Source organism: Vibrio sp. R15-SG3-ISO1A (genome assembly GCF_059833955.1).
On record NZ_JCBDGH010000063.1, the window covers coordinates 1 to 23,263 of the forward strand.

A 23,263-nucleotide genomic window follows, 5' to 3' on the forward strand; every position below is an offset into this window, starting at 1 on the left:
CCCTAGCGCTACCTTGTTACGACTTCACCCCAGTCATGAACCACAAAGTGGTGAGCGTCCTCCCGAAGGTTAAACTACCCACTTCTTTTGCAGCCCACTCCCATGGTGTGACGGGCGGTGTGTACAAGGCCCGGGAACGTATTCACCGTGGCATTCTGATCCACGATTACTAGCGATTCCGACTTCATGGAGTCGAGTTGCAGACTCCAATCCGGACTACGACGCACTTTTTGGGATTCGCTTACTCTCGCAAGTTCGCCGCCCTCTGTATGCGCCATTGTAGCACGTGTGTAGCCCTACTCGTAAGGGCCATGATGACTTGACGTCGTCCCCACCTTCCTCCGGTTTATCACCGGCAGTCTCCCTGGAGTTCCCACCCGAAGTGCTGGCAAACAAGGATAAGGGTTGCGCTCGTTGCGGGACTTAACCCAACATTTCACAACACGAGCTGACGACAGCCATGCAGCACCTGTCTTACAGTTCCCGAAGGCACCAAAGCATCTCTGCTAAGTTCTGTAGATGTCAAGAGTAGGTAAGGTTCTTCGCGTTGCATCGAATTAAACCACATGCTCCACCGCTTGTGCGGGCCCCCGTCAATTCATTTGAGTTTTAATCTTGCGACCGTACTCCCCAGGCGGTCTACTTAACGCGTTAGCTCCGAAAGCCACGGCTCAAGGCCACAACCTCCAAGTAGACATCGTTTACGGCGTGGACTACCAGGGTATCTAATCCTGTTTGCTCCCCACGCTTTCGCATCTGAGTGTCAGTATCTGTCCAGGGGGCCGCCTTCGCCACTGGTATTCCTTCAGATCTCTACGCATTTCACCGCTACACCTGAAATTCTACCCCCCTCTACAGTACTCTAGTCTGCCAGTTTCAAATGCAATTCCGAGGTTGAGCCCCGGGCTTTCACATCTGACTTAACAAACCACCTGCATGCGCTTTACGCCCAGTAATTCCGATTAACGCTCGCACCCTCCGTATTACCGCGGCTGCTGGCACGGAGTTAGCCGGTGCTTCTTCTGCAGCTAACGTCAAATGAGTGCGCTATTAACACACCCACCTTCCTCACTGCTGAAAGTACTTTACAACCCGAAGGCCTTCTTCATACACGCGGCATGGCTGCATCAGGCTTGCGCCCATTGTGCAATATTCCCCACTGCTGCCTCCCGTAGGAGTCTGGACCGTGTCTCAGTTCCAGTGTGGCTGATCATCCTCTCAGACCAGCTAGGGATCGTCGCCTTGGTGAGCCCTTACCTCACCAACTAGCTAATCCCACCTGGGCATATCCTGACGCGAGAGGCCCGAAGGTCCCCCTCTTTGGCTCGAAAGCATTATGCGGTATTAGCCATCGTTTCCAATGGTTATCCCCCACATCAGGGCAATTTCCCAGGCATTACTCACCCGTCCGCCGCTCGACGCCGTTAACGTTCCCCGAAGGTTCAGTTAACTCGTTTCCGCTCGACTTGCATGTGTTAGGCCTGCCGCCAGCGTTCAATCTGAGCCATGATCAAACTCTTCAATTTAAAGTTTTGTTCGGCTCAATGAATACTGATAAGTTCCTAGTGACTAGAAGCTAGCTCCTAGAAAACTTGAATTGACTGTGCTGAGTCCTAAGACTCAATGGTCACTCAGTTCATTGATAGCCAGTGATTCCGAAGAATCAATTTTTGATTTTACTTTTTATAAAAAAGTGAAAACCAAAAGTGGATTATCATCAACGAGTGCCCACACAGATTGATAGGTTTATATTGTTAAAGAGCGCTCTTGGCTGTGACCTTGGTCACTTACAAGAGGCGGTCATTTTAGCGATTCAAGTTTTAGTGTCAACCACTTTTTTCAAACTTTTTTCAAGCATTTTGCTTGGCTATTTGACCTTGCTGGAAAGGTTTCAACTTATTCAGTCGTCTTCCCTTGTCAGCGAGGGGGCATTATAGAGATCGGCATCACATTGGCAACCCCTTTTCAGCGATTTTTTTGATTTTTTTACTGTTTGCGTATTTTCTATGCGCAACGGGCTATTTTTGCCACTATTCTTGGCAACATATCGTGCTATCGCATATAGGAGAAGAGATGAGTTCCCTACGCAGTTATAAAGGTATCCAACCTCAAGTTGGCGATCGTGTCTATATAGATAGCAGTGCTGTCTTGGTTGGCGACATCACACTAGGCGATGATGCCAGTGTTTGGCCTTTGGTGGCCGCTCGTGGAGACGTCAACCATATCCGAATTGGTGCGCGTAGCAACATTCAAGATGGTTCGGTGCTTCATGTCACCCATAAGAATGCAGAAAACCCTCAAGGCTACCCACTGATTATCGGTGATGATGTGACCGTGGGTCATAAAGTGATGCTGCACGGCTGTACCATTGGTCATCGCGTGCTCGTTGGCATGGGCGCGATCGTGCTCGATGGTGTGGTCATTCAAGATGAGGTGATGGTGGGAGCAGGCAGTTTAGTCCCACCGGGGAAAACATTGGAAAGTGGCTATCTGTATGTCGGCAGTCCAGTTAAGCAGGCTCGCCCTTTGACAGACAAAGAGCGCGCTTTCTTACAAAAATCTGCCGATAACTACGTGCAGAATAAAGACGACTACTTAAATGAGGTTGAGATCATTCCTGGTTGAGTTCAATTTCACCGCGGCTGTTAAACATCTCGTCTTCTATTAAAGACTCAGCTTGCTCTTCAAGGTCAAAGCGCCATTGTTCAAACAGTTCGATGGCGTGCTGACCCGAGGTAACGCTTTGCTGCGCATACGACTCCAGTACCGCTTGGCTCACCACACACTCAATCAAGGCACCCGCTTGCTGAGCAGGGAAGCAAACCGCAGCGCGCTCTTCATCCCAATGCTGTCGATCGGGAAACAAAATCGATTGATTCATCTTTTACCCTTGTAAATTTTTACGCAGCTCGCGTAGCACCTGCTTAGTGCCTGGGCGTAAACCTCGCCACAGCATAAAGCTTTCCGCCGCTTGGCCAACCAACATCCCTAAGCCATCATAGCTGACGGGCGCACCCGATTGTTCCGCCCAGGCATTAAAAGGCGTTTTACCTGCGCGGTAGACCATGTCATACACCACTTGGCAACCTTGAAAAATGCTCGGTGATACCGCTGGCAACTCACCACTCAATCCCGACGACGTAGAGTTAATAATGACATCAAAGCCAGTCTCAACCTCTTCCAGTGAGACGGCTTGCACCACACCAAACTCAGCGAAAAGCTCTGCCAACTGTGATGCTTTGGCTTTCGTGCGATTGGCGATCACTATTGAGTGCGGGTGCTGGTCGAGCAGCGGCTTGATCACGCCGCGCGCCGCGCCGCCTGCGCCAAGCAATAGTATTCTCGCCCCTTTCAGTACCACTTGCTGGGCAAGCAAATCTTGCACTAATCCTTCACCATCGGTGTTGTCACCAATGATGTCTCCATCATCTAACTTTTTTAAGGTATTAACGGCACCGGCCAATTGCGCTCGCTCAGTCAGGCGGGTCGCAAACTGAAACGCCTCTTCTTTAAACGGTGCGGTGATGTTGCACCCCTTACCACCTGCAGCAAAGAACTCCGCTACCGCCGTTTTGAATGTGCCGATCTCAGGCTGCTGCGTTTGATAGGTTAACGCTTGGTTGGTCTGGCGAGCAAATAAGGTATGGATAAAAGGCGATTTACTTTGGCTAATGGGATTGCCAAACACCACATAGCGGTCAAGAGGTTGTGTCATGTCCTTACCTACACAAAAATAAACGGGTCAACGGTCATTGACCCTATCACTATCCCGGCCAGGATCAAGCGCTATGCCGAGATAAACATGTTACCAATCACGCGGTTTGAGGAAATCGCGATACAAAACCGCTTCAGGGCTGTCTGGCTCAATCTGATAATTGTACTCCCAGCGAGCCAGTGGCGGCATCGACATCAAAATCGACTCGGTTCGGCCACCACTTTGCAAACCAAACAAGGTTCCTCGGTCATAGACGAGATTAAACTCCACATAGCGACCACGACGATAAAGCTGAAATTGACGCTCTCGGTCAGTGTAGGGCGTCTCTTTGCGGCGCTCAACAATCGGCAAATACGCCTGGGTATACCCTTCACCGACCGCTTTGATGTAATCAAAACACTTATCAAATGGCCACTCGTTGAGATCATCAAAAAATAGCCCACCGACGCCACGCGTTTCATCACGGTGCGGCAGGTAGAAGTAATCATCACACCATTTTTTGTGCTTGGCATACACATCATGACCAAAAGGTTCACACACCTCTTTCGCACTGCCATGCCAGAACTGAGCATCTTCTTCAAATGGGTAGAAGGGGGTCAAATCGAACCCGCCGCCAAACCACCATATCGGCGCCTCGCCCTCTTTTTCGGCAATAAAAAAGCGCACGTTGGCATGGGAGGTGGGCACATAAGGGTTATTCGGATGCATCACCAATGACACGCCCATGGCTTCAAAGCGTCGCCCGGCTAACTCTGGGCGATGGGCAGTCGCCGAAGCGGGCATCGCTTTGCCAGAGACATGAGAGAAGTTGACGCCGCCTTGCTCAAACACCGCGCCCGCTTTCATCACTCGGGTGCGACCACCGCCACCGAGCCGCTCTCCGGGTTCACGCTGCCACGCATCCTCAACAAACAGCGCTTGGCCGTCGGCCTGCTCAAGCTGCTGACAAATGGTATCTTGCAGTGCCAACAAAAACTGCTTCACCGCCTGCTTATCGATTTCTGACATTTTACTTCCTTGCAGGGTAGGCCCTGTTTCACCACGCAGTCACTGGCTGCGTCTTCTTGGGATGAGACTCAGTGTACAAAGAATCTGCGTCGAAGACTAATCACTGCGCGGTTCAAAGTGCGCGCAAACGTTTGCTTGCTAGGGAAAACGCCGTATAATGCGCACAAATTGGCGATGTGGTTGTACTGGGTTTACGACACATCCTGTTTTTCATTCCACACAAAAGGTTGAAGGAGTTTGAGATGAAAGTCGGTATCATCATGGGTTCAAAATCAGATTGGCCAACAATGAAGCTCGCCGCGGAAATGCTGGATAGATTTGGTGTTGAATACGAAACTAAAGTCGTCTCTGCGCACCGCACTCCTCAATTATTGGCAGACTACGCCAACAGCGCGAAAGAGCGCGGTCTGAAAGTGATCATTGCTGGCGCTGGCGGCGCTGCGCACCTGCCGGGCATGGCTGCGGCGTTCACAAGCTTACCTGTCTTGGGTGTTCCTGTTCAATCACGTGCCCTAAAAGGGATGGATTCGCTGCTTTCTATCGTGCAAATGCCAAAAGGCATCGCGGTCGGTACACTGGCGATCGGCGAAGCGGGCGCAGCGAATGCGGGTATTTTAGCCGCGCAAATCATCGGTACCCACGATGAGTCCGTGATGGAGAAGGTCGAAGCGTTTCGCCAAGAGCAAACTGAGACCGTCCTTGCCAACCCAAACCCAGCCGAGGACTAAATCATGCATGTGTTGGTGTTAGGTGCAGGCCAATTAGCACGAATGATGTCTCTTGCGGGCGCACCACTGAACATTGAGATCTCGGCGTACGATGTCGGCAGTGAAAACATTGTCCACCCTCTCACCCAACATGTGGTGGGCCACGGTCTTCGCAATGCCATTGAGCGTGCCGATGTGATCACAGCTGAGTTTGAACATATCCCACACGATATTTTGACCCTCTGCGAGCAAAGCGGGAAGTTTTACCCGTCAGCAGAAGCGATCAAAACCGGTGGCGATCGCCGTATTGAGAAGGCGCTATTAGACAAAGCGGGCGTTCGCAACGCCAACTACCATGTCATTGAGAGCCGGGAAGATTTTGATCGCGCGATCGAAAAAGTCGGCATTCCTATGGTGCTGAAAAGTGCCCTAGGTGGCTACGATGGTAAAGGCCAATGGCGATTGAAAGACGCCGCTCAAGCGGACAGCATTTGGCAAGAGATGGCACAATGCATCCAAGCCAGTGAGACACAAGCGATTGTGGCGGAAGAGTTTGTCCCGTTTGGCCGAGAAGTTTCCTTGGTGGGCGCACGAGCCAAAGACGGCTCAGTCGCTGTTTACCCTCTGGCTGAGAACGTCCACACCCAAGGGGTGCTAAGCCTATCGACCGCCATTTCTGCCCCGAAGCTGCAAGACCAAGCGCAGGCGATGTTTAGCGCTGTAGCCGAGAGTCTCAACTACGTGGGCGTGCTTGCCCTTGAGTTTTTCGATGTCGATGGCACCCTGCTCGTGAATGAGATTGCACCGCGCGTGCACAACTCCGGTCACTGGACGCAGCAAGGCGCAGAGACCTGTCAGTTTGAAAACCACCTAAGAGCTGTGTGTGGCTTACCACTTGGCAGCACCAAACTGGTTCGTGAAACGGCGATGATCAACATCCTTGGCGAAGACACACTGCCACAAGCGTTGCTGGCCATTGAAGGGTGCCATATCCATTGGTACGGCAAAGAGAAGCGTGCAGGACGCAAGATGGGTCACATCAATGTCTGCGGCGACTACAGTGGTGAGCTACAACGCAAGTTGTGTGAACTGGCCACCCTGCTCGACAGTGATGCCTTCCCTGCGGTGCATGAATTTGCACAAAACTTCGAATCGTAATCGGATCAAATGAGTGTCGGCTCTACGAACACTGGATTGAAAAAGGCGCTCATGGCGCCTTTTTTTGTCTTTGATGACCTTGTATTTGCGGAAACGCTCGGCCGCTCCGATATCGCCTTAAATCACTATATAGCCTTAAATAAGAGCTCGCCGAAGATTAAGACTGAATGGCCTGACAACGGCGAACCGCACACTGCAACTGTTGGCCTTTCGCGCTGTGCTTTTCCACCAGCAGTGGAAAGCCACACACTTGGCACTCACCACTGACGGGCGGCTGATTGACGGCAAACTTGCATTTCGGGTAGCGGTCACATGCATAAAACAGCTTACCATAGCGAGATTTACGCTCGGTCAGCTGACCTTGATGGCACTCAGGGCAGGCGATGGCGACGTTGTCCTCACTCGGCTCTGCGGGGGCATCGATCGACTCAATGTGGTGACACTCAGGGTAATGACTGCAACCGACAAACATCCCATAGCGACCTTGGCGCAGCACCAACTCATGACCACACTCAGGACATGGCACACCTAACTCTTTAACGATGTGGCCATCATTTTGATGCAAAGGTTTGATGTAATCGCATTGCGGGTACAAGGTGCACCCTAAGAAAGGACCATGTTTGCCATGGCGCAGCGACAGCTCCCCCGCCAAGCCTTGAGCTTGGCATTTCGGGCACGCCTGATGTTCTAAGGCGTGCTCGTGGGCAGAAAACAACTGATGGTCGATTTTATTACTCATATCACTTAGGGTCGCAAAGCGACGGTATCAGTGCAAGATACCCTGCTCTTTGGTGTAAAGAAGCTCTTCCATAAGCGTGTATTCATTTTCATTGCCCGGTACATTAAACAGCACCATTAGGACAATCCACTTGAGATCATCAAGCTCAAACTCATCGGTTTCGAGCCCCATCACTCGGTCAATGACCATCTCACGTGTTTCCGCCGTCAACACGCTCACTTGCTCTAAAAACATTAAAAAGCCACGACACTCAAGACTGAGGCGGTCGCACTCTTTGGCGGTATAGATACGCGTAGACGGAGACGAGGTACTGACAGAGATCGCTGAGTGCGCTTCCGTTTGCTGGAGCGCCGCCAACTCTTCTAACCAGACCAGGGCCTTATATATGTCTTTCTGATGAAAACCAGCGCGAAGTAACTCTTCTTCTAGCTCATCTTGGTCGACCTGTAACTCTGCATCGCTATGGATGTAGGTCTCAAACAGATACATCAAAATATCCATCATCATAGCTAGCCCCTCCCCTTTAAAATGTAGCCACCGGAAACTGCAACAACGTGCCCTAAAAGCTCGAGCTCCAAGAGCTGCATCATGACATCCTGCACGGGTATATGGGTCCGCGATGCTAAGATATCAACTGGTGTAGCCTCATTACCTACGTTAGCTAACAGCTCGGGAAATGGCAATTCTTCTTTGCTCACTTTCGTCGCTTCTTTATCGTTAGGAGATAAAAGCGCTCGGAAATGCGAGCAGCTCGGCGTCTGGGTGCGTGATTCGCTCTGTTTATCCGCCTGTTGCCGCGACCACGCCAGCAAGCTGTCGAGCTCGCACAAGATGTCCTCAACCTCTTGGACTAAGCTCGCCCCTTGCTGAATTAAGCGGTGGCACCCCCTGGCATAGACTTGATGAATAGAACCGGGAATGGCAAACACTTCTCGGCCTTGCTCAAGGGCATAACGCGCGGTAATTAATGAGCCGCTTTTCTCGGCCGCTTCCACCACCAGCACGCCCAGCGATAAGCCACTGATAATGCGATTGCGGCGAGGAAAGTGATCCGCCTTAGGTTTGGCCTGCGGATGCAACTCACTGACCAACGCGCCTTGCTGAGTGATACGATCTGCCAGCGCTCGGTGGCGAGCAGGGTACACTTCGCCAAGACCACTTCCGAGCACCGCGACCGTCTCGCCGCCCGCTTTCAGCGCGCCATCATGGGCATAGCCATCGATGCCGAGCGCTAGTCCGCTGGTGATACACAGCCCCTCTTTGACCAACGCACTGGCAAACTCTCTGGTGAGCAAAAGCCCATCCTGACTGGCATTGCGACTGCCCACCATAGCCAATTGCGGTAAGTGAATCGCCTCAAGCTTGCCTTTGACAAACAGCACCGCCGGCGACGCAGGGGCGTTGGCGAGCAGTGGCGGATAGTCACTCGCGTCACGGGTAACGATATGGTGATCCGCCTCGCGATCGCGCCAAGCCAAACACCCATCCACCTCTTTTTCTGCGCGCCGCTGAATATACTCCACCTGATGCTCACTCAAGCCAAACGCGCGCATCTCGTCGCTCGAACTGGAGACAATCTCGTGTGGCTCGGCCACCTTTAGCAAACGCTCAAAGGTCTTCGGACCAATTCTGGGCGTAAAATAGAGCGTCAGCCAAGCGCGCAGCTCACGCTCTGTCATCCTTGCTCCTTACCCTGTTGCTCTGCGTCCACAACGTCTTCAGCGGATTTAAGCGTCACCAGGGGTGAGCGCAAACGGGTTTCAGTGGCAATCGGCTGCTCGCTCTGAGTGACCAGCGCCAAGCTAAAATCTTGATAAGGACGAATCACCATCAAATGCCCAATGCGCACATCCGGCAATTGCTGCACCTCTTGCCTAGCCAATACCCCTTGGCCAGCTTTGGCCACCTTGTGACCCGGCTGATAGAGGTCGAACATACTGCCTTGACGCAGGGCATCGCGCGCGCCGCGATCGATGACCACCACTTGATGCTTGCCCACATATTGGCTGCCTTCCAGCGACCCCAAGATTGAGGCATTAATGGCCTTAGGCGAGGGCTGGGGATAAAAGCGTTGACTGAAATCAGACTGAGTCTCACGCACGGGCAAGGCGATGTCTTGCGCGAGAATTTCCTGCGTTTGTTGGCGAACTTTGAGCGCCGTCATGTCCGTATCGCTCTGCGCTGTAGACTCATCCGCAGACTCGGCGACCGCGATTTTTTTCAGCGCAATGACGCGTTTATCATCGCGTGTGAAGGTGGTCATTTTGCGGTAAATGTGCCACTCACCTTGCACTTGTTGCCCCGTGACATAAAGCAGTTGTTGCCCGGTGAGATATTGCAAGCCATTGCTCGAGCCAATCACCTTGGCACTCTCTGCCAATAACGACTCGTCAAGCAAGAGATCCGATTCTAGGTACGGCAACACCCACTCTTCACGCAGCGTCGGCAGCGCTTGTTTATCAAGCTTTCTGACTTTCGGGCTCAGTTTGTGCATCGGTTTCACCGTCAGAACCGGCTCACCATTGCGCCAAATCAGATTGAGCTTGTCACCGGGATAAATCAGGTGAGGATTATCAATATCGGGATTGACCTGCCATAGCCGTGGCCAAAGCCAAGGGCTATCGAGGTAGAGCGCCGAAATATCCCATAAGGTATCGCCTTTGACCACGACATACGTCGTGGGCGCATCGGGCTTGAGGGTTAACACCGACGAGACAGAGAAAGGAACCCAAGCTACCCACAAGGTCATCACGCAGAGAAGTGGCCTGCGCCAACTGGAACACCGTTTGAAACTCACCATCACCTAAATCCTTGGTTATCTGAAAGAAACCGCTGCTCAACTTAGGTGTGTGTGCTCAACATTGACACCGAGAGTGGCAGGGAAAATGCGTAATGATGCTGTCATTTAGGTTATAAAATGTCTAGAATTGAGCCAACAAGCTTTACCCTGATTCGGCACAGTTCAACATTTTGAGTGTATATGTCTGTATTACAAGTATTAACATTCCCAGATGATCGCCTTCGTACCGTGGCTAAGCCCGTAGAGAAAGTGACGCCTGAGATTCAAAAACTCGTCGATGACATGATTGAAACCATGTACGACGAAGAAGGAATTGGTCTTGCGGCCACCCAAGTCGATGTTCACCAACGTATCGTGGTGATCGACATTTCGGACACCCGTGATGAGCCAATGGTGCTTATCAATCCAGAAATCATCGAGAAACGCGGTGAAGATGGGATTGAAGAGGGCTGCCTATCGGTGCCTGGCGCGCGCGCTTTAGTGCCTCGCGCAGCCGAAGTGACAGTCAAAGCGCTCAATCGCGATGGTGAAGAATTTACCTTCGAGGCGGATGACCTACTGGCGATTTGTGTTCAGCACGAACTTGACCACCTAGAAGGCAAGCTCTTTGTCGATTACCTATCGCCACTGAAGCGTAAACGCATCCAAGACAAACTGGCGAAGATCAAGCGCTTCAACGAGAAACAATCCGCCGGTAAGTAAGCGTATTACTGAGAAAGAAAAGATAAGGAACGTACCTTGAGCAAACCACTTAAGATTGTTTTTGCTGGTACTCCGGACTTCGCCGCCCGTCACTTGGCGGCGTTGTTGTCTTCGGAGCACGACGTCATTGCCGTGTACACCCAACCCGACCGCCCTGCAGGTCGTGGTAAAAAGCTCACCGCGAGCCCAGTCAAACAGATTGCCCTTGAGCATGACATTGCGGTCTACCAACCGGAAAACTTTAAGTCTGAAGAGGCCAAGCAAGCGTTGGCGGATTTAGACGCCGATTTGATGGTCGTCGTCGCGTACGGTTTGCTGCTGCCGCAAGCGGTATTGGACACGCCTAAACTTGGCTGTATCAATGTGCACGGTTCGATTTTGCCACGTTGGCGAGGCGCAGCGCCGATTCAGCGCGCCATTTGGGCGGGCGATGAAGAAACCGGTGTCACCATCATGCAGATGGACATTGGCCTGGATACTGGCGACATGCTTTCGATCGCGCGCTTGCCGATCGAAAGCAGCGACACCAGTGCGTCCATGTACGAAAAGTTGGCCGATTTAGGCCCAAGTGCGCTATTGGACTGCCTCACTGACATCGCACAAGGCAGCGCCGTCGCCACTAAGCAAGATGATGCCTTGGCCAACTACGCCAAAAAGCTCAGCAAAGAGGAAGCCCGCATCAATTGGAATGACGACGCCGAGCACATTGAGCGCTGCGTGCGCGCATTCAACCCGTGGCCAATGAGCCACTTTGAAGCGGCCGATAACAGCATCAAGGTGTGGCAGAGCCGCGTGGCGGAACACACCACAGACCAAGCGGCGGGTACCATTATCCAAGCAGACAAAACTGGCATCTATGTCGCAACAGGCAAAGGCGTATTAGTCCTTTTGCAACTGCAAGTGCCGGGTAAAAAAGCCATGTCGGTGCAAGATATTCTCAACGCCCGAGCAAGTTGGTTCGAAGTGGGCTCGGTACTGAGCTAACCCTTCACACCCTGTCATTGCGCTGCAATGAATCACGTACATTTTGAGGGCAGAGATGCCCTCCCTTATTTAAGGTATTGATTATGAATGTTCGCGCTGCTGCCGCTAACGTTATCTTCCAAGTGGTCGACAAAGGTCAATCACTCTCGCATGCGCTGCCTGCCGCGCAAAAGACCATCAAACCGCGTGACCACGCTCTGCTGCAAGAGATTTGCTACGGCGCTTTGCGTTACTTGCCGCGTTTGGAGTCTATTGCCAACGAATTGATGGATAACCCGCTCAAGGGCAAAAAACGCGTTTTTCACCATTTGATTTTGGTGGGGATCTACCAACTGAGCTTTATGCGTATCCCTTCGCACGCGGCGGTCGCGGAAACCGTGGAAGCCACCAAAACCTTGCGCGGCCCAAGCCTGCGCGGTTTGATTAACGCAGTGTTGCGTAACTACCTACGCAATCAAGAAGAGCTGGATACCTTTGCGACCAGTCACAATGCCGGCAAGTATGGCCACCCTAACTGGCTACTGAAGCTGCTGCAAGAGCACTACCCAGAGCAGTGGGAGCGCATTGTTGAGGCGAACAATCAAAAAGCGCCGATGTGGCTGCGCGTCAACCGCCAGCACCACACCCGCGATCAGTACATCGCTTACCTGAATGATGAAAGCATAGAATTCACCCTTCACCCCGAGGCCGCTGACGCCATAAAATTGGCCAAACCTTGTGATGTGACCCTATTGCCCGGCTTCGATCGCGGTTGGGTTTCCGTGCAGGATGCCGCCGCACAGTTGTCTGTCGATTACCTTCAGCCACAAGAAGGGGAGCTGATCCTCGACTGCTGCGCCGCGCCAGGTGGCAAGACAGCGCACATTCTTGAGCACACGCAAGACACCGAAGTGGTGGCGATTGATGCCGATCCTACTCGCCTTAACCGCGTGCATGACAACCTCGAGCGATTACAATTGAGAGCCGATGTGATTTGCGGCGATGCGCGCTACCCACATCAGTGGTGGCAAGGTGAGCAGTTTGACCGTATTCTACTCGATGCCCCTTGCTCAGCGACCGGTGTGATTCGACGCCATCCGGACATCAAATGGCTGCGCCGCGCTGATGACATTGAAGCACTGTCAGCGTTGCAGAGTGAAATCCTAGATGCCATGTGGCAACAACTGAAAGCGGGCGGTACCTTAGTCTATGCCACCTGCTCGATTGCGCCGCAAGAGAACGTTGAGCAGGTGCGCGCTTTCCTCTCACGTACGTCCGATGCACAGTTGATCGGCAGTGAGGAATCTCAGCCTGGCCGACAAATTCTTCCAGGTGAAGAGGACATGGACGGCTTCTACTATGCAGTTTTGAAAAAAAAGCGGTGTGAAGAAAAAGCGGTAGGTCTTGAGTCAAGCAATACGCCGCAATAAACAAGGACAGTGCGCCCCGCCATAGGGGCGATGACGACGTTCAAGAGAGCAAAAGATGAAGATCATTATTCTCGGTGCCGGACAAGTTGGCGGTACATTGGCAGAAAACTTGGTGGGTGAAAACAACGACATCACCATCGTCGACAAAGACAGCGACCGCCTACGTGAACTGCAAGACAAGTACGACCTGCGCGTGGTCAATGGTTACGCTAGCCACCCTGACGTGCTGCGTGAAGCGGGCGCTCAAGACGCCGATATGTTGGTGGCCGTGACCAATATGGACGAAACCAACATGGCCGCCTGCCAAGTGGCCTTCACGTTGTTCAACACGCCAAACCGCATTGCACGTATTCGTTCGCCCCAGTATCTCGCCGAGAAAGAAGCCCTGTTTCAATCCGGTGCCGTGCCGGTCGATCATCTGATTGCGCCAGAAGAGCTGGTCACCAGCTACATTGAACGTCTGATCCAATACCCCGGCGCCTTGCAGGTGGTCAGTTTTGCTGAGCAAAAGGTCAGCCTAGTGGCCGTTAAAGCCTACTACGGCGGCCCTTTGGTCGGTAACGCCCTCTCTGCGCTGCGTGAACACATGCCGCACATTGACACCCGCGTGGCGGCGATTTTCCGTCAAGGTCGCCCTATTCGTCCGCAAGGCACCACGATCATCGAAGCGGATGACGAAGTCTTTTTCGTTGCTGCGAGCAACCACATTCGCTCCGTCATGAGTGAGTTGCAGCGGCTTGAGAAACCCTATCGCCGAATTATGATTGTCGGCGGGGGCAACATCGGCGCCAGCTTGGCCAAGCGTCTGGAACACACCTACAGCGTTAAACTGATTGAACGCAGTTATCAACGCGCAGAACGTCTCTCTGAAGAGCTGGAAAACACCATTGTCTTTTGTGGTGACGCCGCCGATCAAGAGTTGCTCACCGAAGAGAATATCGACCAAGTCGATGTCTTTATTGCGCTCACCAACGAAGATGAAACCAACATCATGTCCGCCATGCTGGCCAAACGCATGGGCGCGAAAAAGGTCATGGTGCTGATCCAACGCGGTGCCTACGTCGATTTGGTCCAAGGCGGTGTGATAGATGTGGCGATTTCGCCGCAGCAAGCGACGATTTCTGCGCTGCTGACGCACGTGCGCCGTGCTGACATTGTTAACGTCTCTTCATTACGCCGTGGCGCGGCAGAAGCGATTGAAGCGGTGGCACACGGTGACGAATCGACCTCGAAAGTCGTCGGCCGCGCGATTGGTGAAATCAAACTGCCTCCAGGTACCACCATTGGTGCCATTGTTCGCGGTGAAGAAGTGCTTATTGCACACGACAGAACCGTGATTGAACAAGATGACCACGTGGTGATGTTCCTTGTCGATAAGAAATACATCCCTGACGTGGAAACCCTCTTCCAACCGAGTCCGTTCTTCCTGTAAGGGGACGACCTTATGGTGAATTTTCGCCCGGTTCTATTCGTCATTGGCCTCGTGCTCTCTAAGCTAGCGCTGTTTATGTACGTGCCGACGCTGGTGGCGTTTGTCACCGGCACCGCAGGCTTTTTGGAATTTGGTCAAGCGGTGCTGATCACCCACTTGGTCGCCTTTGTCTGCTTGACGATTGGCCGAACTCGGCACTTTCGCCTGAGCGTGCGAGACATGTTCCTCATCACCAGTTTGGTGTGGACGATTGCTAGCGCATTTGCCGCGCTGCCGTTTGTGTTCATCAATCACATCAGCTTCACCGACGCCTATTTTGAAACCATGTCGGGCATCACCACCACAGGTTCAACGGTCCTCAGCGGGCTCGATGAGATGGCGCCGAGCATCTTATTGTGGCGCTCGATTTTGCAGTGGCTTGGCGGCATTGGCTTTATTGTTATGGCGGTCGCCGTCTTGCCGATGCTCAATGTCGGCGGCATGAAACTGTTTCATACCGAATCCTCTGATTGGTCAGACAAAAGCAGCCCGCGCGCCAAAACCGTGGCGAAAAACATCGTCATCGTCTATCTGACCCTCACCGCCCTTTGCCTGCTCGGCTACTTGATGACGGGCATGACGCTATTTGAAGGGATCAACCATGCCTTTACCACCTTGTCCACGGGCGGCTACTCGACCTCTGACGGTTCGATGAACCATTTCTCCCACGGCGCGCATTGGGTGGGCACACTCTTTATGTTCTTGGGCGGGTTACCGTTTTTGCTTTTTGTCTCCGCGCTGCGCAAACGCCGTTTGAATGAGCTCGCCAGTGACGCGCAAGTGCGCGGTTTCACCCTTTTGTTTCTCGCCAGCAGCGTGATCATTGCCAGTTGGTTGGTGGTGCGTGATGGCTACGCGGTGGCGGATGCGCTGCGAGTCTCCATGTTTAACATCGTCTCGGTGGTCACCACCACCGGGTTCGGCTTAGAAGATTTCACCGCCTGGGGCGCGCTGCCGACCACCTTGTTTGCCTTCTTAATGATGGCGGGCGCCTGCTCGGGTTCCACCTCTGGCGGCATCAAGATCTTCCGTTTTCAAATCGCCATTACGCTGCTCAATAAGCAGATGATGAAACTGATTCACCCATCTGGGGTCTTCGTCCAGCGCTACAATCAGCGCCCAGTCAACGATGATATTGTGCGCTCAGTGGTGGCGTTTGGTTTGATGTTCTTCATCACCATTATTTTCATTGCAGGTTGCTTGAGTGCACTCGGCCTTGACCCTATCACCAGCATTTCTGGTGCGATTACCGCAGTCGCCAACGTCGGCCCGGGCATGGGCAGTGTCATCGGCCCCACCGGCAATTTCGCTCCCCTGCCCGACACCGCCAAGTGGTTACTCAGTTTTGGGATGCTGATGGGGCGACTAGAAATTCTCACCTTGCTTGTGTTGTTCTTCCCCGCCTTTTGGCGCCGATAGGCACTCCACCCACTTCTGTGGGCTTATCGGACAGGCAGCTGATAGATGGCAAAGAAGTGACAGGCGCAACCCGCCAAAACAAACAGATGCCAAATGGCGTGGTTGTAGGGAATACGTTTCGCGACATAAAACACCACGCCCAGAGAGTAGACCACGCCGCCAATCGCCAGCAGCATCAAGCTTTCCAGAGGTAAGGTCATCGCCAGTTGATAAATCACCACCAGCGACAGCCACCCCATCAATAAGTAGGTCACCAGTGAGAGGCGTTTGAAGCGATAAACGAACGCCACTTTCATCACGATCCCCACCAAGGCAATCAGCCAGATCACCACCATCAAACCGATCGCGAGCGGCGTTCTGAGCGCAATCAATAAAAATGGCGTGTAACTGCCGGCAATCAGCAAGTAAATAGCGCAGTGATCGAAGGTTTTCAGTGCCCGTTTGGCTCGCGGCACATCAATAGCATGATAGAGGGTCGACGCCAAAAACAGCAGTATCATGCTGGCGCCGTACAGGCTATAGCTGACCCAAGATAAGGCATCCGCCTGCTGCTCGAAGGCGCGCAGCAGCAAGGCCACCAGCCCGACCACACTGAGCAATAAACCCAGACCGTGGCTGAGCATATTGGCTCGCTCTTCTTCGCGGCTGTAAGAGGATAAAAGCGTCGACATAAGCATCACTCTGGAGCATTAGAATAAACACTCCAGAGTATGCCACGCTCAGCTTACAAGTGTAAGCTTAAATTAGATAAGGTTGCTGATGCGGCTCACTGTCGATTTCGCGCCCAAGCACAAATATGAGCCTCAAGAATGCGCATCGAGGTAGTTCAGTACCTGCTCGCCGGCCTCTTCTGCGGGGGTACTGAGCGGAATAGAAAGCTGGCGTTTCAACTGCCCCATACCCAGCAGGCTCGCGAGCATTCCTTTTGCCCCTTCACGATGACGATCAATTTCAAACCACATTTGCAGTTCGTCTTCACTGCGATACGCCACCACTTCTAACTCTCGCCAACGACCATGAAACGGCCCTGTAGTCGGCACAAACTCAAACTCCTGCACAAAAGGCAGAGCAAAGCCATCCACCGCTTCACACTCCACCTGGCGAATACGCAGCCCCTGCGCTTCTAACGCAGTAAAGATGCCATCAAGCAGAGGATCAGGGCGCACCGTCAAAATGTCTTTGTCGGTCGGATCTTTGGCCATCGCAATGTCGAGGCCAGTCTCAAGCCACACCTTGGAATCACCAATGGTGACCGGCGTATTCCACGGCACATCCAACTCCACTTCGAAATCGCGCGTCTCACCAGGCTCAATGATGAACGCGTAGGGCAGCGTCCACGTCGCCAGTGTATAACTGGTGGGCACGCGGCGCATTCGACCGGCGTTGTGATCACTTTTATGGTGATTGTCCGGCACTTCTTTGATGTAACGGCAGTAGAGTTTGAGTTCGATGTTGTCTATCTCTTGCGCACTCGAACCGCCATAGACATGAATGGTGACGTTCACCTTCTGCCCCGGGTATAACACCTCTTGGCGCAGCACTGAATCCACTTTGGCACTTCCAATACCAAAGCTCGCGAGGGTTTTCTTGAAAAACGACATACACACCTCCCTTATGGGTGAAACCACCAAGCAGACCCTCACTATAGCGCGCTTTATCTCGCCAAAGTCTCTGTCTACTCACAGAATAATAGAGAATGAAAAACAGTGATCGATTAGTTATCGACCAATTCTACCCTTAGTGCTACTCTAACGATTGATATGCATGCATATCAACAATCCTGGTTAATTATTTGGATTGGCGAAAGCCAGAAGAGCCAACCTTCAGCAGCATCAAGGTGACGTTGAAGCTCAACTCATAGTTAATACAGGCCATTAAATTGGCAATGGAGATGCCTGACAGTTAGGTACATCGATGCGCCCAGCAGCAGTCAGGTTTTCGCACACAAACCGTAGTGCGATGCGTCGTCGTAGTGGATTTGCGTCTGCTCCAACGGCAAAAAAAGTCAACCCTGCGATGACGTTAGTGGAACAGACAACTCTTTTGATGTCTGCCCCATCAAAAGCGGTAAAAGCAGCATAATGAAAAGCGCAGCTTCGTCTGCGCTTTTTTTTGCCCCCTGATTACGCCCCATTGTCGATAAGCACGGCACGATTCGCGTTGCTCTCTGCACGTCCCTTTTGCTACCTTAAGGCAAAACATTATAAAAATTGTGGAGAACAGCATGAAGTGTCACCGTATTGAAGAGTTATTGGAACTGCTTGAGCCAGAATGGCAAAAAGACCAAGAGATGAACTTACTGGCGTTTATCGTCAAACTCAGCCAAGAGGCGGGGTATCAAGGCAAACTTGAAGAGCTGACCGATGATGTACTTATCTATCATCTAAAAATGCGCAATAGCGCAAAAGACGAGATGATTCCCGGGCTCAAAAAAGATCAAGAAGATGACTTTAAAACCGCGATTTTGCGTGCGCGCGGTTTAATTGATTGAGCGACACATTGCGTCACGGATCAGATATGGCGACCTTAGGGTCGCTTTTTTATCGCTAAACCATCTAGTAGCACGTGTTATTAGTCATTATGGTTATAGCGTTTGGGCTAATTTGTGGTTAAAGCTTGATAGTCTTAAAGAAAACCCATTCCTATTGCGTATATAATCGCCAGCTAACAATAAAAAACAGATCACAAGATCTCCAAACAACTTGAACTCGGCTGCGCCGCACTGGGCCAAGTTGACAGGAGACCAGAGCAAAGTCGGACGCAACAAGGGCAACACACCCTTGCTTTAGCCTATAAGGAAGCACCATGAGTCAAGATAAGATCGATGTCAAAGACGTGACTCCGAAAACCTTCAATCCCAAAACTCACAAAAACAACGGCGACAGATTTAACCCAAGCAATCGCATCTACGTCAGAGAAAGCAAAGGCACCTTCCAAAGGCTGCGCCGCTATGGTGGCTGGTTTCTATTGTTGCTGTTTACGCTTATCCCCTGGATCCCTTACGGCGATCGTCAGGCGATTTTGCTCGACATCGGTCAGCAACAATTTAACTTTTTTAGTACCACACTCTATCCGCAAGATCTCACCTTGCTCGCGTTGCTGTTCGTGATTGCGGCCTTTGCGCTGTTTTTTATCACCACGTTTTTAGGCCGTGTCTGGTGTGGCTACCTCTGCCCGCAAACCGTGTGGACCTTTATGTACATCTGGTTTGAAGAGAAACTAGAGGGCAGCGCAAATAAACGCCGCAAACAAGACTCTGGCCGCTTGACCGCCTCACTCGCGTGGCGAAAAACCCTCAAGCACATGGCGTGGCTGGCCATTGCGTTAGCCACGGGCTTTACCTTCGTTGGCTATTTTGTGCCAGTGAAATCCTTAGTGGTCGAGTTTTTTACCCTCAACGCGTCATTTTGGCCGGTGTTTTGGGTGCTGTTTTTCGCCGGCTGTACCTACGGCAATGCCGGGTGGATGCGCTCGATCATGTGTATTCACATGTGCCCGTATGCACGTTTCCAATCGGCAATGTTCGACAAAGACACCTTTATCGTCGGTTATGACAGTGCACGCGGTGAGCAGCGCGGCCCGCGCTCGCGCAAAGCCGATCCCAAACAGCTCGGTTTAGGCGATTGCATCGATTGCGATCTTTGCGTGCAAGTGTGCCCGACTGGCATCGATATTCGTGATGGTTTGCAATATGAGTGCATCAACTGCGGCGCTTGTATCGATGCGTGCGATCACACCATGGAGCGGATGGGCTACGACAAAGGACTCATCAGTTACACCACCGAGCACCGTCTCTCCGGCAAGCACACAAAGGTGATGAGGCCAAAACTGCTCGGCTACGGCGCAGTACTATTGGTGATGATTGGCCTGTTCTTCGTTCAAGTCGCCAGCGTTGACCCCGCAGGGCTGAGCGTGCTGCGTGACCGTAATCAGCTGTTTAGAGTCAACGGCTCTGGGGAAATTGAAAATACCTACACGTTGAAGATCATCAATAAAACCCAGCAACGTCAGGCGTATCAGCTCTCTGTTGAAGGGCTGAGTGATGTCACTTGGTACGGTAAACAGACAGTACAAGTGGCGCCTGGGGAAGTCCTCAACTTGCCAATGAGCTTGGGTGTTGACCCGGACAATCTCAGCTCACCTGTCGCGACAATCCAGTTTATACTGTCCGACAGCCAAGACTTTACCACCCAAGTGGAAAGTCGCTTTATCAAGAAGCTGTGACCATCGTTTAGCGAGATAAGGTCAATTCAATCACCTTGATAAAAATGCGTCGAGAGGCGACGATCTAGGGTGAAGGGCTCATGATGAGCCCTTTTTGCCCCTCACGACCATGCTCGCGTCATGCATGGTTCTTTTTCTCAGTCACAAGAAACCGGCTATGACACAAAAGATTCCCTCAACACACGCCTTTAACTTTGATGCCCTTACCCCGGATTTTATGTGGTACGCTCTAGAGAGCATCGGCATTCGCGCTGAATCCGGCTTTTTGCCACTCAATAGCTATGAAAACCGCGTGTATCAATTTAGCGATGAAGAGCGCCAACGTTATGTGGTCAAGTTCTATCGTCCTGAGCGCTGGAGCGCCGAACAAATTCAGGAAGAGCACGATTTCACCCAAGAGATGGTCGAAGCGGAGATCCCCGTCGCGCCGCCACTGGCCATCAATGGTGCCACGCTGCATCACTACCAAGGCTATCGCTTTGCGCTGTTTGCCAGCGTGGGCGGCCGCCAATTTGAAGTGGATAATGTAGAGCAGCTCGAGGGCGTCGGTCGCTATTTAGGGCGTATTCACAGTATCGGAGCCAAACAAGCGTTTGTTCATCGCCCCAGCATGAGCCTTGAAGAATACCTCTACCAACCGAGAGCGCTGCTGCAAAATTCCGACTTTATTCCTCTTCATCTGCAAAGCGCCTTTTTCAACGATCTCGACCTGCTGATCGCCTCACTCGAAGCACAGTGGGACAACAGCTATACGCCGATCAGGCTGCATGGTGACTGTCATCCAGGCAATATTTTGTGGCGTGATGGTCCGATGTTTGTCGACCTCGATGACGCGCGCAATGGACCAAGTGTTCAAGATCTTTGGATGCTGCTCAGTGGCGAACGTAGTGACAAACTGATGCAGCTTGATATTATCCTCGAAGCGTACCAAGAGTTTCATGATTTTAATGTTAACGAATTGAAACTAATCGAGCCGCTGCGCGGTCTACGTATGGTGCACTACATGGCATGGTTAGCAAAACGGTGGCAAGATCCTGCGTTCCCACTCGCCTTTCCTTGGTTTAACGACGCAAAATATTGGGAAAATCAGGTACTCGGGTTCAAAGAGCAGATATCCGCACTGAGCGAGCCCCCCTTGTCATTAATGCCACAGTGGTAAAAAAGCCTTTTAAAATGGAGTCATTATGAAAAAACTGTTTGCACTTGTCGCCGCCCTATTCCTCAGTGTTTCGGCACACGCGGCTCAGTACAACGAAGGTGAGCACTACAAAGTGCTGAACATGGAACCGTCAAGCAAGCCTGTGGTGACGGAGTTTTTCTCTTTCTACTGCCCACACTGTAACTCGATGGAGCCTGTGATTGTCCAGCTCAAAGCTCAGCTACCTGAAGGGGTGAAGTTGCAGAAAAATCACGTCTCGTTCATGGGTGGCAACATGGGCCTTTCCATGAGCAAAGCATACGCGACTATGGTGTCGCTTGGCGTGGAAGATCAAATGGTGCCGGTGATGTTTAACCGTATCCACAACTTGGGTAAAGCACCGAAGAGTGACGAAGAGCTGCGCCAAATCTTCACTGACGAAGGCATCGATGGCAAAAAATTCGACTCGAACTTCAATGGTTTTGCGGTGGACTCTATGGTGCGCCGCTTTGACAAGCAGTTCAAAGACAGCGGCCTAACGGGTGTGCCTTCTATCGTGGTCAACAACCGTTACTTGGTTCAGCCACCACGCGGTTTTACCCTAGAGCAATACTTTGACTTGGTGAACTACCTGCTGACTCAATAAGACAGTCACTATCGTCAAACGAAAAAAGGAGCCTCGGCTCCTTTTTTGATGGGTCACTGTTTTGATGGCGGTGGGTTTGATGATGGCGGCTCATGGATTGCTTTGAGCTGCGCATCTTTCCTCTGCCAAACCTCACCGAGCCACTGCTGAAACTGGCGTTTATAGGGCTTATCATTGAAATAGTCACCCAGCACCTTCTCATCCACCGGCAACACGTGCACGCGAACTACGATCTTGGTCATTTTGCCCATCAACACATCGCGAAACGGTTTATCTGGGTTATTCGGGTACGCGAGCGTTACGTCTAGGATATTATCAAACTGCTCGCCCATCGCCGCTAAGGTATAGGCTATACCACCGGATTTCGGTTGCAGCAGATACTCATAACCGGCTTTGCTGCGACGCAATTTCTCTGGCGTGATACGGGTGCCTTCCACGTAGTTCACCACTGTGGTCGGGCTATGTTTGAATTTGGCGCACGAGCGACGTGTGGTTGCCAAGTCTTGTCCCCGTTTTTCAGGATGACGCAGCAGGTATTCGCGCGAATAACGGCGCATAAATGGCATGTCCAGCGCCCAGCACGCCATGCCAATAAACGGCACATAGAGCAGTTGCTGCTTGAGGAAAAACTTCGGCATCGGGATTTTGTCTTTAAACACCGAGCAGAGCACCACAATGTCGGTCCAACTTAGATGATTGCTGATCATCAGATACCAACCATCGCGCTTCAGCGCATCTGCCCCTTGTACATCCCACTCCACACGGTTTGAGAGGCTCAAAATCGCGGTGTTGACCGTCGCCCACAACCACATCACCCGATTGGCCAATGCCGTCCCCTTCGCTTTCAGCTCGGGCGTTGGTAACAGCAACTTCAACAGCGCAATGAGACAAATGAGCAGAGAGCAGACAGCAGAATTGAGCGCCACCAGCAACACGTTCATTACCAGTAATAAATAGGCCAACATAGTGAAATAGTGAGATCCAATGAGTAGTTTACGATGTATGTTGCGTAATAATCTTGTCGTGTGGTCAAGATAACTTGGGTTTTAAAAAAGCGCGTGCAATTATACAAGTCCTTGACCACATTGGAATCGTTAAGGCGATGGTCTGAGTAGTTGGCCACGCCACGCACTGGAGTTTTAG

Annotated in this window: 23 protein-coding genes and 1 rRNA gene; 13 read left to right on the forward strand and 11 right to left on the reverse strand. The window is 51.9% G+C overall.

Annotated features, from left to right (window positions below):
• Positions 1–1,526: ribosomal RNA gene (locus AC6R0L_RS09445) — 16S ribosomal RNA — on the reverse strand; the annotation flags it as partial.
• Positions 1,527–2,073: 547 nt separating this feature from the next.
• Here AC6R0L_RS09445 and AC6R0L_RS09450 point away from each other — a divergent pair.
• Complete coding sequence (locus AC6R0L_RS09450) at positions 2,074–2,625, forward strand: gamma carbonic anhydrase family protein (RefSeq protein ID WP_500628960.1); 552 nt, start codon at positions 2,074–2,076, stop codon at positions 2,623–2,625.
• Here the strand turns inward: AC6R0L_RS09450 and AC6R0L_RS09455 are convergent.
• The 3 genes from AC6R0L_RS09455 to hemF all read right to left on the reverse strand — a co-directional run bounded on the left by AC6R0L_RS09455 (position 2,612) and on the right by hemF (position 4,723).
• Positions 2,612–2,881, reverse strand: a complete 270-nt coding sequence (locus AC6R0L_RS09455) for a DUF1488 family protein (RefSeq protein WP_500628961.1) — start codon at positions 2,879–2,881, stop codon at positions 2,612–2,614. The two genes, AC6R0L_RS09450 and AC6R0L_RS09455, sit on opposite strands and share 14 nt — an antisense overlap.
• Positions 2,882–2,884: 3 nt before the next feature.
• Positions 2,885–3,715: a shikimate dehydrogenase gene (gene aroE / locus AC6R0L_RS09460; protein ID WP_500628962.1), complete on the reverse strand. Its 831-nt coding sequence runs from the start codon at positions 3,713–3,715 to the stop codon at positions 2,885–2,887.
• Positions 3,716–3,805: 90 nt separating this feature from the next.
• A complete protein-coding gene (hemF, locus tag AC6R0L_RS09465; RefSeq protein WP_334555485.1) occupies positions 3,806–4,723 on the reverse strand; it encodes an oxygen-dependent coproporphyrinogen oxidase in 918 nt (305 codons plus the stop codon).
• Between the two features lie 242 nt (positions 4,724–4,965).
• Between hemF and purE the strand changes: the two genes are divergently transcribed.
• The gene (purE, locus tag AC6R0L_RS09470; protein WP_334555486.1) at positions 4,966–5,451 is read left to right on the forward strand and encodes a 5-(carboxyamino)imidazole ribonucleotide mutase; all 486 of its coding nucleotides are present in this window, start codon (positions 4,966–4,968) and stop codon (positions 5,449–5,451) included.
• 3 nt (positions 5,452–5,454) lie between these two features.
• On the forward strand, positions 5,455–6,588 hold the full coding sequence (locus tag AC6R0L_RS09475) for a 5-(carboxyamino)imidazole ribonucleotide synthase (RefSeq protein ID WP_500628963.1): 1,134 nt from the start codon (positions 5,455–5,457) through the stop codon (positions 6,586–6,588).
• Positions 6,589–6,745: 157 nt separating this feature from the next.
• Here the strand turns inward: AC6R0L_RS09475 and AC6R0L_RS09480 are convergent, their stop codons facing one another.
• The 4 genes from AC6R0L_RS09480 to AC6R0L_RS09495 are packed head-to-tail and all read right to left on the reverse strand — an operon-like array spanning position 6,746 to position 10,127.
• On the reverse strand, positions 6,746–7,327 hold the full coding sequence (locus tag AC6R0L_RS09480) for a DNA topoisomerase family protein (RefSeq protein ID WP_500628964.1): 582 nt from the start codon (positions 7,325–7,327) through the stop codon (positions 6,746–6,748).
• A gap of 27 nt (positions 7,328–7,354) precedes the next feature.
• Positions 7,355–7,834 carry a DUF494 family protein gene (locus tag AC6R0L_RS09485; protein ID WP_334555489.1) on the reverse strand — a complete coding sequence of 160 codons (480 nt, stop codon included), beginning with the start codon at positions 7,832–7,834 and terminating at the stop codon, positions 7,355–7,357.
• Positions 7,835–7,836: 2 nt separating this feature from the next.
• A complete protein-coding gene (gene dprA, locus AC6R0L_RS09490) occupies positions 7,837–9,006 on the reverse strand; it encodes a DNA-processing protein DprA (RefSeq protein ID WP_500628965.1) in 1,170 nt (389 codons plus the stop codon).
• Entirely contained in the window at positions 9,003–10,127 is a 1,125-nt protein-coding gene (locus AC6R0L_RS09495) for a LysM peptidoglycan-binding domain-containing protein (RefSeq protein WP_500628966.1), read from the reverse strand. The genes dprA and AC6R0L_RS09495 overlap by 4 nt, the downstream gene beginning before the upstream one ends.
• Positions 10,128–10,307: 180 nt before the next feature.
• Here AC6R0L_RS09495 and def point away from each other — a divergent pair, with 180 nt between their 5' ends.
• The 5 genes from def (at position 10,308) to AC6R0L_RS09520 (ending at position 16,112) form a co-directional block, all read left to right on the forward strand.
• A complete protein-coding gene (def, locus tag AC6R0L_RS09500) occupies positions 10,308–10,829 on the forward strand; it encodes a peptide deformylase (RefSeq protein ID WP_487903324.1) in 522 nt (173 codons plus the stop codon).
• Between the two features lie 36 nt (positions 10,830–10,865).
• On the forward strand, positions 10,866–11,813 hold the full coding sequence (gene fmt / locus AC6R0L_RS09505; RefSeq protein ID WP_500628967.1) for a methionyl-tRNA formyltransferase: 948 nt from the start codon (positions 10,866–10,868) through the stop codon (positions 11,811–11,813).
• An 83-nt stretch (positions 11,814–11,896) separates the two neighbouring features.
• Positions 11,897–13,222, forward strand: coding sequence for a 16S rRNA (cytosine(967)-C(5))-methyltransferase RsmB (gene rsmB / locus AC6R0L_RS09510; RefSeq protein WP_500628968.1), 1,326 nt, complete (start codon positions 11,897–11,899; stop codon positions 13,220–13,222).
• A 55-nt stretch (positions 13,223–13,277) separates the two neighbouring features.
• Positions 13,278–14,654: a Trk system potassium transporter TrkA gene (gene trkA, locus AC6R0L_RS09515; RefSeq protein ID WP_334555495.1), complete on the forward strand. Its 1,377-nt coding sequence runs from the start codon at positions 13,278–13,280 to the stop codon at positions 14,652–14,654.
• Between the two features lie 12 nt (positions 14,655–14,666).
• Entirely contained in the window at positions 14,667–16,112 is a 1,446-nt protein-coding gene (locus AC6R0L_RS09520; protein WP_500628969.1) for a TrkH family potassium uptake protein, read from the forward strand.
• Positions 16,113–16,135: 23 nt separating this feature from the next.
• Here AC6R0L_RS09520 and trhA read toward each other — a convergent pair whose 3' ends face one another.
• Positions 16,136–16,783, reverse strand: coding sequence for a PAQR family membrane homeostasis protein TrhA (trhA, locus tag AC6R0L_RS09525; protein ID WP_500628970.1), 648 nt, complete (start codon positions 16,781–16,783; stop codon positions 16,136–16,138).
• Positions 16,784–16,915: 132 nt separating this feature from the next.
• Positions 16,916–17,713, reverse strand: coding sequence for a sporulation protein (locus AC6R0L_RS09530; RefSeq protein WP_500628971.1), 798 nt, complete (start codon positions 17,711–17,713; stop codon positions 16,916–16,918).
• A 313-nt stretch (positions 17,714–18,026) separates the two neighbouring features.
• Between AC6R0L_RS09530 and AC6R0L_RS09535 the strand changes: the two genes are divergently transcribed.
• From AC6R0L_RS09535 to AC6R0L_RS09555, 5 genes are all read left to right on the forward strand, one after another.
• Positions 18,027–18,194 carry a hypothetical protein gene (locus AC6R0L_RS09535; RefSeq protein WP_334555499.1) on the forward strand — a complete coding sequence of 56 codons (168 nt, stop codon included), beginning with the start codon at positions 18,027–18,029 and terminating at the stop codon, positions 18,192–18,194.
• Between the two features lie 142 nt (positions 18,195–18,336).
• Entirely contained in the window at positions 18,337–18,603 is a 267-nt protein-coding gene (locus tag AC6R0L_RS09540; RefSeq protein WP_334555500.1) for a YihD family protein, read from the forward strand.
• 314 nt (positions 18,604–18,917) lie between these two features.
• On the forward strand, positions 18,918–20,336 hold the full coding sequence (ccoG, locus tag AC6R0L_RS09545; protein ID WP_500628972.1) for a cytochrome c oxidase accessory protein CcoG: 1,419 nt from the start codon (positions 18,918–18,920) through the stop codon (positions 20,334–20,336).
• A 157-nt stretch (positions 20,337–20,493) separates the two neighbouring features.
• Positions 20,494–21,495 (forward strand): serine/threonine protein kinase, encoded by a 1,002-nt coding sequence (locus AC6R0L_RS09550; protein ID WP_500628973.1) that lies wholly within the window; start codon positions 20,494–20,496, stop codon positions 21,493–21,495.
• Between the two features lie 25 nt (positions 21,496–21,520).
• Positions 21,521–22,120, forward strand: a complete 600-nt coding sequence (locus AC6R0L_RS09555) for a thiol:disulfide interchange protein DsbA/DsbL (RefSeq protein ID WP_500628974.1) — start codon at positions 21,521–21,523, stop codon at positions 22,118–22,120.
• Between the two features lie 53 nt (positions 22,121–22,173).
• Here the strand turns inward: AC6R0L_RS09555 and yihG are convergent, their stop codons facing one another.
• Positions 22,174–23,085 (reverse strand): 1-acylglycerol-3-phosphate O-acyltransferase, YihG family, encoded by a 912-nt coding sequence (gene yihG / locus AC6R0L_RS09560; protein WP_500628975.1) that lies wholly within the window; start codon positions 23,083–23,085, stop codon positions 22,174–22,176.
• Positions 23,086–23,263: the final 178 nt, after the last annotated feature.